Origin of the sequence: Pseudoalteromonas sp. SR41-7 (genome assembly GCF_014163935.1) — a bacterium.
Lineage (GTDB): Bacteria > Pseudomonadota > Gammaproteobacteria > Enterobacterales > Alteromonadaceae > Pseudoalteromonas > Pseudoalteromonas distincta.
On sequence record NZ_JACJEF010000021.1, the window covers coordinates 1 to 15,362 of the forward strand.

The 15,362-nt window shown below is 40.2% G+C and carries 17 protein-coding genes; 4 read left to right on the forward strand and 13 right to left on the reverse strand.

Annotated features, from left to right (window positions below; genetic code table 11):
* Positions 1 to 165: 165 nt before the first annotated feature.
* The 6 genes from hemF to H5092_RS19270 all read right to left on the reverse strand — a co-directional run bounded on the left by hemF (position 166) and on the right by H5092_RS19270 (position 5,113).
* A complete protein-coding gene (gene hemF, locus H5092_RS19245; protein WP_024594982.1) occupies positions 166 to 1,116 on the reverse strand; it encodes an oxygen-dependent coproporphyrinogen oxidase in 951 nt (316 codons plus the stop codon).
* Between the two features lies 1 nt (position 1,117).
* On the reverse strand, positions 1,118 to 1,681 hold the full coding sequence (locus tag H5092_RS19250) for an L-threonylcarbamoyladenylate synthase (RefSeq protein WP_004335153.1): 564 nt from the start codon (positions 1,679 to 1,681) through the stop codon (positions 1,118 to 1,120).
* 25 nt (positions 1,682 to 1,706) lie between these two features.
* On the reverse strand, positions 1,707 to 2,282 hold the full coding sequence (locus tag H5092_RS19255; protein WP_004335155.1) for a type I DNA topoisomerase: 576 nt from the start codon (positions 2,280 to 2,282) through the stop codon (positions 1,707 to 1,709).
* Between the two features lie 114 nt (positions 2,283 to 2,396).
* Positions 2,397 to 2,870, reverse strand: coding sequence for a DUF494 family protein (locus H5092_RS19260; protein ID WP_182734617.1), 474 nt, complete (start codon positions 2,868 to 2,870; stop codon positions 2,397 to 2,399).
* Position 2,871: 1 nt separating this feature from the next.
* Entirely contained in the window at positions 2,872 to 3,963 is a 1,092-nt protein-coding gene (gene dprA / locus H5092_RS19265; RefSeq protein ID WP_182734621.1) for a DNA-processing protein DprA, read from the reverse strand.
* Between the two features lie 31 nt (positions 3,964 to 3,994).
* Positions 3,995 to 5,113 carry a LysM peptidoglycan-binding domain-containing protein gene (locus tag H5092_RS19270; protein WP_182734625.1) on the reverse strand — a complete coding sequence of 373 codons (1,119 nt, stop codon included), beginning with the start codon at positions 5,111 to 5,113 and terminating at the stop codon, positions 3,995 to 3,997.
* A gap of 118 nt (positions 5,114 to 5,231) precedes the next feature.
* Here H5092_RS19270 and def point away from each other — a divergent pair, with 118 nt between their 5' ends.
* The 4 genes from def to trkA all read left to right on the forward strand — a co-directional run bounded on the left by def (position 5,232) and on the right by trkA (position 9,464).
* Entirely contained in the window at positions 5,232 to 5,738 is a 507-nt protein-coding gene (gene def / locus H5092_RS19275) for a peptide deformylase (RefSeq protein ID WP_004335162.1), read from the forward strand.
* A gap of 21 nt (positions 5,739 to 5,759) precedes the next feature.
* Positions 5,760 to 6,713 carry a methionyl-tRNA formyltransferase gene (fmt, locus tag H5092_RS19280; RefSeq protein ID WP_182734627.1) on the forward strand — a complete coding sequence of 318 codons (954 nt, stop codon included), beginning with the start codon at positions 5,760 to 5,762 and terminating at the stop codon, positions 6,711 to 6,713.
* A complete protein-coding gene (rsmB, locus tag H5092_RS19285; RefSeq protein ID WP_182734631.1) occupies positions 6,706 to 8,001 on the forward strand; it encodes a 16S rRNA (cytosine(967)-C(5))-methyltransferase RsmB in 1,296 nt (431 codons plus the stop codon). The genes fmt and rsmB overlap by 8 nt, the downstream gene beginning before the upstream one ends.
* A gap of 86 nt (positions 8,002 to 8,087) precedes the next feature.
* Positions 8,088 to 9,464 (forward strand): Trk system potassium transporter TrkA, encoded by a 1,377-nt coding sequence (gene trkA / locus H5092_RS19290; protein WP_154904167.1) that lies wholly within the window; start codon positions 8,088 to 8,090, stop codon positions 9,462 to 9,464.
* An 81-nt stretch (positions 9,465 to 9,545) separates the two neighbouring features.
* Here the strand turns inward: trkA and H5092_RS19295 are convergent, their stop codons facing one another.
* The 7 genes from H5092_RS19295 to pepQ all read right to left on the reverse strand — a co-directional run bounded on the left by H5092_RS19295 (position 9,546) and on the right by pepQ (position 15,132).
* Entirely contained in the window at positions 9,546 to 9,761 is a 216-nt protein-coding gene (locus tag H5092_RS19295; RefSeq protein WP_182694279.1) for an EF-hand domain-containing protein, read from the reverse strand.
* 63 nt (positions 9,762 to 9,824) lie between these two features.
* Positions 9,825 to 10,037: a calmodulin gene (locus H5092_RS19300; RefSeq protein WP_004335174.1), complete on the reverse strand. Its 213-nt coding sequence runs from the start codon at positions 10,035 to 10,037 to the stop codon at positions 9,825 to 9,827.
* Positions 10,038 to 10,177: 140 nt separating this feature from the next.
* A complete protein-coding gene (locus tag H5092_RS19305) occupies positions 10,178 to 10,390 on the reverse strand; it encodes an EF-hand domain-containing protein (protein WP_004335175.1) in 213 nt (70 codons plus the stop codon).
* 465 nt (positions 10,391 to 10,855) lie between these two features.
* Complete coding sequence (locus tag H5092_RS19310; RefSeq protein ID WP_024597190.1) at positions 10,856 to 11,515, reverse strand: flagellar brake protein; 660 nt, start codon at positions 11,513 to 11,515, stop codon at positions 10,856 to 10,858.
* Positions 11,516 to 11,560: 45 nt separating this feature from the next.
* Positions 11,561 to 13,012 (reverse strand): TrkH family potassium uptake protein, encoded by a 1,452-nt coding sequence (locus H5092_RS19315; RefSeq protein ID WP_004335179.1) that lies wholly within the window; start codon positions 13,010 to 13,012, stop codon positions 11,561 to 11,563.
* A 96-nt stretch (positions 13,013 to 13,108) separates the two neighbouring features.
* Positions 13,109 to 13,723 carry a YigZ family protein gene (locus H5092_RS19320; protein WP_182734642.1) on the reverse strand — a complete coding sequence of 205 codons (615 nt, stop codon included), beginning with the start codon at positions 13,721 to 13,723 and terminating at the stop codon, positions 13,109 to 13,111.
* Between the two features lie 86 nt (positions 13,724 to 13,809).
* The gene (pepQ, locus tag H5092_RS19325) at positions 13,810 to 15,132 is read right to left on the reverse strand and encodes a Xaa-Pro dipeptidase (RefSeq protein WP_024597188.1); all 1,323 of its coding nucleotides are present in this window, start codon (positions 15,130 to 15,132) and stop codon (positions 13,810 to 13,812) included.
* Positions 15,133 to 15,362: the final 230 nt, after the last annotated feature.

Genomic DNA, 15,362 nt, shown 5'->3' on the forward strand with positions numbered 1-15,362 from the left:
CTGGAAAGATACCAAGCGCACAGGGCGTGCATCTGTGAAAGTGTTATGGCAAGGATGGCTTAAGTTACAAGCCATCCTGGAAGGCTACGATTTAGCAAAATCTCTTGAGTCAGACTTGTGATCAAAAGACAGCTAATTAGCGCCTTTTTGATTATTGTTTAATTTTTATAATTGCCACTCTCTGGCTATCAGCTCACTTGGTTGACTCGTTAACCACTCTTGCGGGCGTAAGTAATACTGATATAGGTTAGCTTCTGGGCTACTTGGCTCTGGTTTATAGTTATATTCCCAGCGTGCAAGTGGTGGCATAGACATTAATATAGACTCAGTGCGCCCGCCACTTTGCAATCCAAATAAAGTGCCCCTATCCCATACTAAATTAAACTCAACGTAGCGCCCGCGACGATAAAGCTGAAAATCACGTTGTTGCTCTGTGTATTCGTCATTTTTGCGACGTTCAATAATAGGTAAATAGGCATCTAAAAATCCATTACCCACCGATTGCATAAACGCAAAACTCTTTTCAAAACCAAGTTCGTTTAAATCGTCAAAGAATAAACCGCCTACTCCGCGAGTCTCATCTCTGTGCTTTAAATAAAAGTACTCGTCGCACCAGGTTTTGTATTTTGGATAAACGTCGCTGCCAAAAGGCGCACAAATGTCGTGAGCAACTTGATGCCAATGTTGTACGTCTTCTAATACTGGATAAAAAGGAGTGAGATCAAACCCGCCACCAAACCACCATATTGGCTCTTCGCCTTCTTTTTCGGCTATAAAAAAGCGCACATTGGCATGACTTGTTGGTACATGAGGGTTTTTAGGGTGAATAACTAACGACACACCACACGCATGAAAGCTGCGCCCTGCAAGCTCTGGTCTGTGCGCTGTTGCCGAACCAGGCATTGAAGCGCCAAATACATGAGAGTAATTAACTCCGCCTTGCTCTATTACAGTGCCATTAGTGGTTACGCGTGTACGACCACCACCGCCTTCTGCTCGCTGCCAGTTATCTTCTATAAATTTAGCACTGCCATCTGCAGCCTCCAAACCTTGGCAAATAGTGTCTTGCAAAGCCATAAAGTATGCTTTTACTTGATTTAATAATTCGCTTTGCATATTAACCTCTAAATATTTTGCCAGTCATGGCGTCTTTTATTGTGCTTGGTTGAGTATTACCACCTAACGGCTCGTCAACGTAAAAGCCAACTTGTTCTGCAAATTGCGCTTTGGCTTGCTCAATACTAATTACCGTTTCTTGACCGGTTAAGTTTGCACTGGTTGATACTAATGGCTTGCCAAACTCTTGGCACAAACGCTTTACTGTTGGATGGTTTGTTACTCTTACCGCGATGGTATCAAACTGCCCTGTGAGCCATTTAGGCGTATTTTTAGATGCAGGCATAACCCATGTAATTGCAGCAGGCCAACTCGAAAAAATATCAGCGCGTTTATCCATTGGTATTTTTGCATCATCTACGTATTTTAATAATTGTCCGTAGTTATCAGCGATTAAAATAAGCCCTTTTTCAACCGGGCGCTGCTTAATAGCTAATAGTGCCTCAACGGCTTGTTGATTATCTGGATCACAACCTAAACCATATACAGCTTCTGTTGGGTATAAAATAACTTCGCCTTGCGTTAAGCATGTTATTGCAGTGGGCGTATTTGAAAGGTCTGACAAAGTAGTCTCCAGATATAATTAAACGTTATTCAGTTGGGGTGAGCTTATGCATGCAGCTTTTTTGTGGGCATTGCAATAATATGCCGTTTGCCATATTTCTTTCTATGACGATAGGCCAGTCACATTCAGGACACGGATGTTCAACCGGTTTATTATTAAGCGTGTATTTACAACTTGGGTAGCAATCACAAGAATAAAATACTTTACCAAACTTATTACTGCGCGCGACTAAATGACCTTTTTTGCATTTAGGGCAACTAGGCAAAGTATCTTCGCTTTGCTTTTCTTCATTTTCGTTAGCAATATAATGACACTCTGGATAACCCGTACACCCAATAAACATACCATAGCGGCCATTTTTAACCACCAGCGGTTTGCTACACTCAGGACATGCAGAATCTTCTAATATTTTGATTTCGTTACTGTCGTGATGTGCCAGCGGCCTAATAAAGTCGCATTTGGGATAACTTGCGCATCCTAAAAAAGGGCCTGATTTACTATTGCGGATCACTAACTCTGAACCACACTGTGGGCATATCTCGTATTCTTTTTCGAGGGCGTGCTTGTTCGCCGAGAAAAGCGAATGGTCGATTTTACTCATGGTGATCCTAATAGGTTGGTGAATTTTCGCCTAATATACCCAAACCACTTAAAGATACAAGCAATGCCGTGCTTATCCTTTTAAGTAATTTGAGTACAATCAAGATAATTATCTCTAATGAAGAAGTTCGCTGGGTTCATCAAAAATCAAATCTTCCATTTGCTCATATGCCTCTTCAGAGCCAGGAACGTTAAACAAGATCATAAGTACAATCCACTTTAAATCCTCTAAACTTATGTTTAATTTATCAAGTGCGGCTAAGCGATCCATTACCATTTCGCGAGTCACACTATTAATAACCCCTATTTGCTCAATGAACATTAAAAAACTGCGACACTCAACACTCAGCCTTTGGCATTCGCTTTCAGTAAATATACGCATTGCGTGTTGAGGATTCGCTATAAGATAGGGAGATTCATCGTTGTGTTGTAAATCGGCTAATTGCTCTAGCCAGTCGAGCGCTTTGAATATTTCTGGCTTATTAAAGCCCGCACGTAATAACTCATCGGTTAGCTCATTTTGCTCTGCAAAAATATCCGCTTCACTATGAATGTAATTTTCAAAAAGATACATAAGAATATCAAACATATTACTTCCCTGCGCTTAACTTAATATAACCGTCTAACACTCGCTCTATCTGATCGTCTAACTCTAAGTCGAGCAACCTAGCGAGTACTTTATCTATTGGCCACTGCGCACGACGCACAATATCGTCTACGCTAGTTACTTCAAACCCTATACTATTTAAAACTTCGCATTGAGAATAAACTTGAATAGGCTGATCTTTAGTATATATATCTTCTTGATAAGTGAAACTCACTTCATCAAGAATATCGGTTACATTTTCTACCAATTTAGCACCTTGCTTTATTAAAAAGTGGCTAGCCTGCGCTAACGGATTCTTAATTGATCCAGGTACAGCAAACACCTCCTTATTTTGCTCTAACGCATAACGAACTGTTATTAGTGAACCGCTTTTAATTTCAGCCTCAACAATAAGCACACCTAACGCGAGCCCAGATATAATACGATTACGACGTGGAAAATTATGTGCATGAGCTGCTGTGCCTGGTAAAAATTCACTCACCAATAGGCCGCTTTCTAAAACTTGGTCTGTTAATAGTTTATGGCGTTTGGGGTAGTAAATATCAACCCCAGTACCAAGCACAGATATGGTTTTACCTGTACCAGCAAGAGAGCCTTTATGTGCTGCACCATCTATTCCCCGCGCCATACCTGAAGTAACTGTAATACCCGCCAAAGTTAACTCGTATGCAAATTCTGAGGCTATTTCAAGCCCGGTAGGTGTAGCATTACGACTGCCAACAATTGCAATTTGTGGAGTTGATAATAACGAGACATCTCCCCTGCAAAATAGTAATAAAGGCGCACTGGCAATCTGCCGGAGATCTTCTGGGTAAAGCGCATCAAAAATACAGACAACAGTAATGTTGTTCAGCGCTATTAATTGCTCATAATGACTGACTTGCTGCCAATTAGTATTAAGTAAGTTACTAGCTTGATTAGCGGTTAATCCAAGCTGTAAAAGCTTGTCATGAGATAAGTCGAATAACGACCCAAGGGAATAGTTTGTAGATAGTGCTAAAAGGGTTTTTATACCCAACCCTTTACACATATAAAAGGCAAGCCAGTGGGCTAGCTTGCCAGATGACTGATCCATGCTCTCTCCTAGAGCACCGACTCGCTACTTCTTAATGAATAACTGCAATATCTCCAATGCGAATTGGGTGCTGGTTTTTAGTTATTAATGCATAACTTACTTTGTCATACACTTTAAAGACAATTAGCTCACCAACTTTTTCTTTAGGCATGGTCCACGTTGTGTTTTGTTCGTCAGACTCATCACCAAATAATTGGCTCACATCAGATAAAAGCTTCTCATATTTACTAGAATCTTCTGGGTAACGAGGGCCACGAGGACCAACAATAACCGTTGGTGATTGACGCTCTAGATCTAATACATGACCCGCTTCTATATTTTGTTCACTGCCTAAGTTTAGCACCACAACATCCATTGTGCTGAATTCTCTAACTTCGCGTGGTGAAGCAATAATATTACCTGTTACAGGTTCTAAAGGACGGTGTATATCAAAGTACGCAGGAAGCATTTGGCCTTCCATTGCCGGCATTAAAAAATCACCTTGCTGAATTTCTCGTTTAACAGACTCAACACGTAATGATGAAGGCACGCCATTTTTCTCATCGCCCGCTCTAAAAGCACGTGCTATACCCACATAAGATGCACGCGTTGCTAACACCTCACCGGTTAAGTCAGTGTAGGGGTCACCTTTATGGTAAATGGCATATGCTTTATGTACTTGTAAGTCGCCTTTAACATATAAAATATGGCCTAGCGTTTGTGTTTTAGTATTTTCGTTTGCACCTAAAATATAAGGTTTACCTTTAATATCGTCACTGTTCATTGCTTGCTCGTAACTGATATAAGGTTTGATCATTTCAAGCGGCAAAGTAGTAATAGCATCACGCCCTTTTGGTGTAATACGACCCTGAGGAGATAGCTTTCTATATCCTTTATTGATCACTAAACGTGGGTTTCCATCTGCATCGTATATCAACGCTAATGCATCACCGGGGTAAATTAGGTGTGGGTTGTCAATTTGTGGATTCATTTGCCAAAGTTCAGGCCATAGCCAAGGCTCATCTAAATAGATGCCAGAAATATCCCAAAGTGTATCGCCTTTTTTTACAACATACTGTTTTGGTGCGTCTTTTTTTATTTTAAGTACATCAGCAACTGCGGGAAACGCAGCGCTTAACGTAAGCATGATTGCAAGTAGTGGAGATTTCATCGAGCTTCCTTGTATTGTTTTTTCATTATTATTGCCCAAAACCTGTTAAAGGTGAACGCGAATGGCTAAAATAAGAGCATACAATACCCTAAATTAAGCACAAGTGAAAAAGGTAACTATGGCTAGGTTAGAAGTTTTAAGATTTCCAGATGAACGTTTACGTACTGTAGCAAAAGATGTTGTACAAGTTGATGACACAGTACGCCAAATTGTAAAAGACATGCTAGAGACAATGTACGATGAAAATGGCATTGGTCTTGCGGCCACGCAAGTAGATATTCATCAACGAATCGTTGTTATTGATGTATCAGAAGAGCGCAATGAGCCACTGGTATTAATTAATCCACAAATCATTAAAAAAGACGGCTCTACCGTTAGCGAAGAAGGCTGTTTATCAGTACCTAACTCGTATGCAAAAGTAGATCGCGCAGAAACAGTAACAGTCGCTGCACTTAACGAAAACGGTGAAGAATTTGTATTAGATGCAGATGAATTATTGGCTATTTGTATTCAACATGAACTAGATCACCTTCAAGGTAAGCTATTCATTGATTACTTATCTCCATTAAAGCGCCAACGTATTCGTAAAAAGCTTGAAAAAGAAGCCAAGTTTGCAGAACAGTAATAAGCACCTTAGGAAAACTCAGTGACTCAACCATTACGCATTATATTTGCCGGTACGCCGGACTTTGCCGCACGTCATTTAAAAGCGCTGATACAAAGCGAACACCAAATAGTGGGTGTATATAGCCAGCCAGATCGCCCTGCAGGTCGTGGTAAAAAATTAAAAGCCAGTGAAGTGAAAGAGCTAGCGCTTGAGCACAACTTACCGGTTTTTCAGCCACAGTCATTAAAAAATGATGAAGCACTAGCTGAGCTAACAAGCTTAAATGCCGACATTATGATTGTTGTAGCATATGGCTTAATTTTACCTAAAGCTATTTTAGAAGCGCCACGTTTAGGTTGTTTAAATGTGCATGGCTCTATATTACCGCGCTGGCGCGGTGCTGCACCTATTCAACGCGCAATTTGGGCAGGTGATGAACAAACCGGCGTAACAATAATGCAAATGGATGAAGGGCTAGATACCGGCGATATGCTACATATAAGCCGCTGCCCTATTAGCACAACAGAAACTAGCGCAAGCTTATATACAAAGCTTGCTGAGCTAGGTCCAGATGCGTTAATTGAAACCATTAATAAATTAGCTAATGGTGAGATCACCCCTGAACCTCAAAACGATGAACTTGCTAACTACGCTAAAAAGCTTTCTAAAGAGGAAGCTAATATCGACTGGTCCATGAGTGCGCTTCAAATCGAGCGAAACATTCGCTCTTTTAATCCGTGGCCAATGTGCTTTACCCAAATGGGTGGGCAAACAGTAAAGATTCATCAAGCGCAGGTTATGCTGCAATCAGGTGATCCTGGGCAAATTTTATCAAGCGACAAAAATGGCGTAGTAGTGGCGTGTGGCGAACACGCTTTATGTATTACGCAATTACAGCCGCAAGGTAAAAAACCAATGGCAATTAACGACTTTTTAAATGGTCGTAGTGACTGGGTTACTCCTGGCACAATATTAGGCGAAAACAATGAGTAATGTTCCAAACGTACGAGCGCTTGCCGCTGAAACTTTATATAACGTAGTTGATAAAGGCGCATCGCTTAATCAAGAACTTCCATTTGCAAGCCAAGGCTTGCCGCCTAAAGATAAAGCGTTGCTACAGCAAATTTGTTATGGCGTTTTACGCTACTTACCGAGCCTTGAAAATTACTGCCAACACTTAGTAGAGCAGCCATTAAAAGGTAAACGTAGAATATTTCAGTTTTTATTATACGTAGGTATTTATCAACTGCAGCATATGCGCGTACCACCTCATGCTGCCATTTCAGAAACGGTTAACGCACTGGCTCAACTACGCGCTTTAGGATTAAAAGGACTGATAAACGCCATTTTACGTAGCTTTCAGCGTCAACAAGCTGAACTTGAAGAAAAAGCGAAGCTTATTCCGGTATGTTTATACAGCCATCCAAATTGGTTTATTAAACAGGTGCAAACAGCCTACCCAGATAGCTGGGAAGCACTACTTGAAGAAAACCAGCAACAAGCGCCAATGTGGCTTCGTGTCAATCAAGCCCAATTTAGCACGCAAGAATACAGTGACATGCTCAGCGCTAACGATATTGAACACACCTTAAACCCTGATTTTATTGATGGGATTAAGCTTGCCAAACCACGTGATGTATTTTCGTTACCTGAGTTTGATACAGGTGCATGTTCAGTACAAGATGCTGCAGCACAGTTGGCAGCCCGCTTTTTAGAACCTAAAGCAGACGACTATATTTTGGATGCCTGCGCAGCCCCTGGCGGTAAAACATGTCATATTTTAGAGCTTGCTGATGCTGATGTACTTGCACTTGATAGCGACTCAACTCGCCTTGAACGTGTTAAGCAAAACTTAACTCGTATTGGCTTAGGTGCAGACCTACAATGTGGCGATGCATCGCAACCACATACCTGGTGGGATGAAAAATTATTTGATCGTATTTTACTTGATGTGCCTTGTTCGGCCACTGGCGTAATTCGCCGTCACCCTGACATAAAATGGTTACGTCGCGCATCAGATATCGAAGACTTAGCCAAGTTACAAAGCGATATTCTTGATAGCATTTGGCCACTGTTAAAACCAGGTGGCACATTGGTATATGCTACGTGTTCGGTTCTTCCACAAGAAAACCAACAGCAAGTTGCTAAGTTTTTAGCTAATAACGATGATGTAGAACATATACCTCTACACGAAAACGATACCGTAACAACGCCAGGTTTGCAGTTACTGCCCGGTGAAAGTGATGGATTTTATTACGCTAAGCTAGTTAAAAAAGCCTAATAGCCGTACACTAAATAGTTAGCCATTTATGAAACATTAAATGGCTATTTTTTTAATTAAATTATGATCAATACCACGGGTAAATAATGAAAATAATTATACTCGGTGCCGGGCAAGTTGGTGCTACGCTTGCTGAAAACTTAGTTGGCGAACAAAACGAAATTACCGTTGTTGATATAGACGGTAACCGATTACGTGAACTTCAAGATAAGTACGACTTACAAGGGGTTATGGGCCACAGCGCGCATCCTGATGTATTACGCCGCGCAGGTGCTGAAGATGCCGATATGATTATAGCGGTAACCAGTTCAGATGAAGTGAACATGGTTGCATGCCAAGTGGCATACAGTATTTTTAAAACGCCTACTAAAATTGCTCGTATTCGCTCAGAGCAATACTTAAAATACCGCGAAAAACTTTTTCAAAACGATGATTTACCAATCGATCATTACATTGCTCCCGAAGCACTGGTCACTAAGTATATTCGCCGTTTAATTGACTACCCTGGTGCTCTGCAAGTATTGCAGTTTGCTGATGGCATGCTCTCGTTAGTAGCCGTAAAAGCTTACTATGGCGGTTTACTTGTAGGTTATGCGTTATCTGCACTTAAAGAACATATTCCTAATGTAGAAACTCGTGTTGCCGCTATTTATCGTCAAGGTAAAGCAATAAAACCATTGGGTACCACCGTTATTGAAGCCGATGACGAAGTATTCTTTATTGCCGCTACAAAACATATACGCGCAGTAATGAACGAGCTACAAAAACTTGAGCGTTCGTACAAAAAAATTATGATAGCTGGTGGCGGTAACATTGGGGCAGGCCTTGCCCGCTCACTTGAAAAAAACCACACCGTTAAACTAATTGAACGCAGTAAAGAACGTGCTGAGCAACTCTCAGAAATGCTCGATAACACGGTCGTTTTTTGTGGTGACGCATCTGATCAAGAACTGCTCTCAGAAGAGCATATTGAACAAGTAGATGTGTTTATTGCCGTAACCAACGACGATGAAGCAAACATTATGTCAGCCATGCTTGCAAAACGTATGGGCGCACAGAAAACCATGGTGCTTATCCAGCGTGGTGCTTACGTTGATTTGGTACAAGGCGGCGAAATAGACATTGCCATATCGCCACAACAAGCAACAATATCAGCGTTATTAACGCACGTACGCCGTGGTGATATTGTTAATGTGTATTCACTGCGTAAAGGTGCGGCAGAAGCCATAGAAGCGGTTGCTCATGGTGATGAAAGCACATCTAAAGTTGTTGGTCGCGCGATTGCCGACATAAAACTTCCAGCGGGTACAACTATTGGCGCAATAGTACGTAATGACGATGTACTGATAGCTCACGATGATACAATTATTATGTCGGGCGATCATGTCATTATGTTTTTAATCGACAAAAAACATATTACCGTTGTAGAAAAACTATTCCAAGTAAGTGCTATATTCCTTTAACTAGTTACGCTAATTAGTTAATTTAAAATACAAAAAAGCCGCTGACTAAGGCGGCTTTAGTGGAGTATCTTCGAATATTGATTACTGTACCTTTGAAAACTCTTCTTTAGAGATTTCACCATTTCCATCAGTATCTAAATCATCAAAAATCTTCACAAGTTGAGGGTTAACCTTCGCTTCTTCCATTGAAATCGCACCGTCGCCATCTGCATCAAAAGAGGCAAAATCTACTGCAGCATATGCTGCTGATGAAGATGCTAAAACGATAACTGCAAGTGTTGTATTGAATGTTTTCATAATAATATTCCTAGTAATATGGGAAGTCCTTTTCAAAGATCCCTGACTGTGAAAAATGTTTAATTAGTAATTAGCGAACTCTTCTTTAGAAAGCTCGCCGCTACCATCTGTGTCTAGCTCAATAAATTCAGCCATTAAATCGGTATCGACTGCCGCTTCGCTTGGGCTAATTGTGCCGCTACCATCGATATCAAGGCTGTCAAAATCTGATGCTGCAAATGCAGCTGAAGAAGATGCTAGTACTATAAGTGCTAATGCTTTATTTAAATGTTTCATAACTTAATCCTTCAATGTTCTATCAAAAAAATTGCTTCGTTTAACTTAAAACGTAATTTTTCACTTCCTTGTTATCCTCTTTCGTAAGCTCCCTTGCCTACTTAGGTTGTCTTTGGCAACTCAGGATAAATACTTTTTAATTAAGCTTCTGAAAATTCTTCTTTTGATAACTCACCATTTTGGTCAGTATCAAGCTCAGAAAACATGCTCATTAATTTTGCGTCTACTGATGCTTCTGCTTGGCTAATTGTGCCACTGCCGTCTACATCAAGTGTGTCAAAATCTGTTGCTGCAAAAGCGGCTGAAGAAGATGCAATAGCGATAAGTGCTAAAGTTTTATTAATGCTTTTCATAATATGTATCCTTCAAATTTATGTGTGTGCGATTAAGTGTTTCACTTTGAATCACGATTTCGTTCAGTACACCCTGACTATTACAACTTAAATGCCAACATTGAAAAGCCATTAAATTTCAAGAAGTTAAAAAGAATACGTACAATAAGTAGGAATTTTCAGAGTCATTACTGTTGCCTTTTCGCAACACGCTTTAGAGGTGAAAAACTAAAGTCATTAAAAACAACTAGTTATGTTTATATAAAAAGATACATTTTAAAATGTAGAGCTATAAAAGGAGGGATTTTAAAAAATAATTAAGGTTAATTTTAACGAAGTAGCTATAACAACAAAAAACAAGCCATAACAAAAAATACGTAAAACATTGTTTTATCTGAATAATATTTTTAATTATATAAAAACAAAAAAACACTTTATAAATACTCACGTAAAACGACATTTTGTTGCAAATAAGCGAAAAACGATTTAGTCAACGGTGGGCTCAAGCGCAGATGGGTCTATAAAATGCTCTTTCATAAAGGTTTTCATTTCATCCTCGCTTGCTAGTAGCTTAATTCCGCAGTGCACACCTGCGACATGCTCTTTAACACTGCAAATTTCACCTTCAAAATCTTTATCACTACTATTGAGTACGACAGTGCATTGCATATCTTTAATACCTTCAGCTTGCTGATCGCCTCTAATATCAAACATTACACCAGTGAGTGAAATGTCCTTAATAAGGCCTTCAAGCACTCTATCGTCACTTAGTTTTAGCTTTGCAGGTAACAAGGTAGGTATGCGTGTTTGCGAGCGTAGCGCAAATAGCTGCACTTGCTTAGGAAAATTAATAAAGACGAGTTTAGCGGGATGAGAGGCTACTGACATAATTTGCTGGCGAAACGCAATAACTTGCCCGCCACTGCCTTCAATCAGTGCTCTTACAACAACCATTACACCATCACGTAAATAGTCACTCGCTGCAGGTAAACGCTTAGCATTGGGATAATTTAAAATAATAAACTGTTTATCGAGTAAACCAACTAATTCAGTTTTAACACGCTTACTGCTTGTAGGTGTTAATATTTCTAGGTCAACTAAACTGCCTACACCTATATGCTTTAGCTTTTCTAAATTTGTTGGCATATCCCTTTTTCCAATATTTTGTAATTTAAAACTTAAGCCGCTCGTTTATCCACGCCAAAAAGTAGGCGTAAATAACACTAATAAAGTAAATATTTCTAGGCGACCAAACACCATTGCAATAGTAAGCAACCATTTAGCACCATCGGTTATAGCACCATAATGCGACGCTACATCTCCTAAGCCAGGCCCTAAGTTATTTAAACAAGCCGCAGTGGCTGAGAACGCAGTTATGTTATCCATACCCGTGCCCATAAGCGCTAACATGATAATAATAAATACAAGCGCATATGCAGAGAAAAATCCCCACACGGCTTCTACTACTTTGTCTGGCAACGCCTTACGACCCAGCTTGATTGAATATATAGCCCGTGGGTGCACTAAACGATTGAGCTCACGCACGCCCTGCAAATAAAGTAAAAATACGCGCACTACTTTCATACCACCACCGGTAGAGCCTGCACAGCCACCAATAAAGCTCGAAAATATAAGTAAAATAGGTAAAAACAAAGGCCATGTTGAAAAGTTATCAGTAGCAAAGCCTGCTGTTGTACTCATTGAAACAGCTTGAAATAACGCCTGATCGAGGGTTTCATCGCCATTAGCAAATATTTCGTTAGAGGAAAGTACGGTAAAACAAATAACCACCAGCGCTAATTGAATACACAAAAACACCTTAAACTCTGGGTCTCTAATATAAACTTGTATATTTCGGCTCGCCACTGCGGCGTAATGCAGGGAGAAGTTAACAGCGGCAATAATTAAAAAGAACACACAAATAAAGTTAATTACAGGGCTGTCAAAGTGCCCCATGGAGGCGTCGTAAGTAGAAAAACCACCTATCGCCACCGTTGAGAATGCATGGCATATAGCATCAAACCACTCCATTCCCGCAGCCCAATAAGCCAGCATACAAGTAATAGTCAACGACACATAAATATACCAAAGGTGCTTTGCAGTATCGGCAATTCGCGGGGTCATTTTAGAATCTTTTACAGGCCCTGGTATTTCAGCGCGGTACAACTGCATACCACCAACACCTAGCATTGGGAGTATAGCAACAGCGAGTACGATTATACCCATACCGCCAAACCACTGGAGTTGCTGGCGATAAAACAATACCGACTTGGGTAAATACTCAATACCGGTAAGCACCGTAGCGCCGGTGGTTGTTAAGCCAGAAAATGCTTCAAATACCGCATCGGCGAGCGATAAGTTAGGTTCTTGTAAAAAGATAAGCGGCAAGGACGCAAACGCCCCAAGTACCAGCCAAAACAAAACAACAATTAAAAAGCCTTCACGTGCTTTTAAATCACCGTTTTCATGGCGGTTTGGGTAATAAGCCATCATGCCAATAACAACACTAAAGATAAATGCTAAAACAAAAGGAACACCACCACCGTCTTTGTATATTAAAGACACCAGTGCCGGAGGCACCATGGTAATACTAAACAGCGCAACAAGTTGGCCAAGAATTTTTATGATGGTACGAAATTGCATTTAGCTTGTCGCTTTTATTATTAGTAAATTCAGGCTGAGTAGTATCAACCAAATTAAATAGGGTCAGTATGCATTATATGCAATTTGTGTAGGTTATTACTCTTTAATAGTTAACTCAACTGCGCCGTGACTTAAATCAAAAATATCTTTGACTGCTTGCTTGGCTTCACGGCTATCGATTGTAATCACCCACTCAATATTAGCAGTAAATTGCTTATCAATATTAAGCACTTGATACTTTGTTTTTAATAACTGCTCAATCGCGCCTTGCATGCTGTACTCACTACTCCCAGTAATTTCAACGCAGGGAACTTTAAGCACCGTTTGCAATTTTACTAGTGCATTATTTAATGAGCCACCATAAGCACGTACTAGTCCGCCGGTGCCTAATTTTATGCCGCCAAAATAACGTGTCACCACGGCAGTAATTTCGCCAAGGCCCGAACCCACCAGCACATTTAGCATAGGCTTTCCTGCAGTGCCATTAGGTTCACCATCATCCGAAAAACCATAAACATGGCTGCCACCGGGGTTGCCTGCCACATGTGCCCAGCAGTTATGACGTGCATCGCTATACTTTTCTTCAATGCTTTTAATAAATGTTTTTGCTGAATTTAAATCGGGGGTGTGTGCAATGTGGACTATAAACGTACTTTTTTTTATTTCTTCTTGATGAAAAACGTCAGCAGCAGGATATTTATATTCAGACATATTAAAAGCTCAATTAAAAATGGGGCCTAAAGGCCCCGTTCATATGCATATTTTAACGTTTATTCGCTAACTCGTCTTTATAGAAATTAATCGAGTTCTAAATTACGCGTCATATTCTCTAGGCTATCTTCGTGAACAATAATGTTATCTTCAATACGAATGCCGCCAAATGGTTTAAATGACTCTACCTTTTCCCAGTTAATAAACTGCTTATTATCGGTTTGCGCTAAATCACCAAGCAGTGAATCAATAAAGTATAAACCTGGCTCAATAGTAAACACTTGGTTTTTTTCGATCAGGCGAGTACAACGCAAGAACGGATGCCCTTCAGGCGATGGTTGATGTGTGCCCTTTTCGTCACTCATAAAACCGCCCATATCATGCACTTGTAAACCTAGGTGATGTCCTAGTCCATGCGGGAAGAAAGTAGATGTAATTTTACGCTCAACAATTTCCTCCGCGGGTAGGTTAACAATTTTAAAGTCACTGAGTATTTGTGCGATACGGTTATGGCATTCAACGTGTAAATCACCATAAAGCATACCCGGCTTTAAACCTTTACCTAACTCGATTTGTTGAACAGTCATCGCTTGTACAAGCTCAGCAAACTCACCCTGCTTTTTAAAATCATACGTACGAGTAATATCAGCAGCGTAACCATTAAAGTTTGCACCGGCATCAATTAAAAATGAGTTGTGGGTGTGCGGCACTTTTGGATCAAAGTGCGTGTAGTGCAAAATAGCGCAGTTTTCGTTAAGCGCAACAATGTTGCCGTACGGCATTTCATTTTCGCTTTGACGTGTCGCCATTAAGTACGCTTGCTGAATGTCGAACTCGCTACCACCATTAAAGAATGTATCGCGTGCAGCTTTATGCCCATCTACTGCAATGCGGTTAGCGTTGCGTAAACATTCAAGTTCGTACTGGGTTTTATAAGCGCGGTGGTAATGAAAATAGTTAAGTACAGGCTCAGGGTTCATAATACTAAAACCAAGTGCTTGCGCTACTTCAATGTATTCACCCATGTAAGCATATTTAGCTTTATCGTATGGTAATAACTTTTCTACTTGATCAGGCTGAAGTAGTAGCTCTATATCAAAGTACTCTGCCCAAAAGTCGCGAGGCTCGTCTGGTACTTTATGCCAAAAATCTACCGGGCGATAAAATATGAGTTTTGGCTTGTCGCTGCCATTTACCACAATCCAGCAATGAGGATTATCAATAACCGGTAACCATGCTTTAAACTGTGGATTAACTTTAAATGGATAATACATATCATCTAAAAACTGGCGCTTAGCTTGGCCTGAATGAATTACTAATCCTTCTAACCCTTCGCTATTACAAATTGTACGAGTACGCTGTTGCAGTGTTGCAATATGTTCGGCGTATAAAACGGCTAATTTATCCATTGTTAATCCATCTGTTAAATTTAACTTGCTATGAGTCTATCACTTATACCAATTGCATTAAATTAATGATCTATTATAGCGATAAGAAAATAGCTTAATAACAAGGCTAAAATTATGATACATAGTTGTTCTATATAAATAATTTTTAACGCAGTTATTGAGTTATTTAATACGCTAGAATGATCATGTTTTTAATAAAATTGGTATGACCCTCAGCGCTCAAAAAAGGG

Bases quoted from the DNA above. Each gene is read 5' to 3' on its own strand.
- hemF (WP_024594982.1), bottom strand. From the start codon at position 1,116: ATGCAAAGCGAATTATTAAATCAAGTAAAAGCATACTTTATGGCTTTG.
- H5092_RS19255 (WP_004335155.1), bottom strand. From the start codon at position 2,282: ATGAGTAAAATCGACCATTCGCTTTTCTCGGCGAACAAGCACGCCCTC.
- H5092_RS19260 (WP_182734617.1), bottom strand. From the start codon at position 2,870: ATGTTTGATATTCTTATGTATCTTTTTGAAAATTACATTCATAGTGAA.
- dprA (WP_182734621.1), bottom strand. From the start codon at position 3,963: ATGGATCAGTCATCTGGCAAGCTAGCCCACTGGCTTGCCTTTTATATG.
- H5092_RS19270 (WP_182734625.1), bottom strand. From the start codon at position 5,113: ATGAAATCTCCACTACTTGCAATCATGCTTACGTTAAGCGCTGCGTTT.
- def (WP_004335162.1), top strand. From the start codon at position 5,232: ATGGCTAGGTTAGAAGTTTTAAGATTTCCAGATGAACGTTTACGTACT.
- rsmB (WP_182734631.1), top strand. From the start codon at position 6,706: ATGAGTAATGTTCCAAACGTACGAGCGCTTGCCGCTGAAACTTTATAT.
- trkA (WP_154904167.1), top strand. From the start codon at position 8,088: ATGAAAATAATTATACTCGGTGCCGGGCAAGTTGGTGCTACGCTTGCT.
- H5092_RS19295 (WP_182694279.1), bottom strand. From the start codon at position 9,761: ATGAAAACATTCAATACAACACTTGCAGTTATCGTTTTAGCATCTTCA.
- H5092_RS19300 (WP_004335174.1), bottom strand. From the start codon at position 10,037: ATGAAACATTTAAATAAAGCATTAGCACTTATAGTACTAGCATCTTCT.
- H5092_RS19305 (WP_004335175.1), bottom strand. From the start codon at position 10,390: ATGAAAAGCATTAATAAAACTTTAGCACTTATCGCTATTGCATCTTCT.
- H5092_RS19310 (WP_024597190.1), bottom strand. From the start codon at position 11,515: ATGCCAACAAATTTAGAAAAGCTAAAGCATATAGGTGTAGGCAGTTTA.
- H5092_RS19315 (WP_004335179.1), bottom strand. From the start codon at position 13,012: ATGCAATTTCGTACCATCATAAAAATTCTTGGCCAACTTGTTGCGCTG.
- H5092_RS19320 (WP_182734642.1), bottom strand. From the start codon at position 13,723: ATGTCTGAATATAAATATCCTGCTGCTGACGTTTTTCATCAAGAAGAA.
- pepQ (WP_024597188.1), bottom strand. From the start codon at position 15,132: ATGGATAAATTAGCCGTTTTATACGCCGAACATATTGCAACACTGCAA.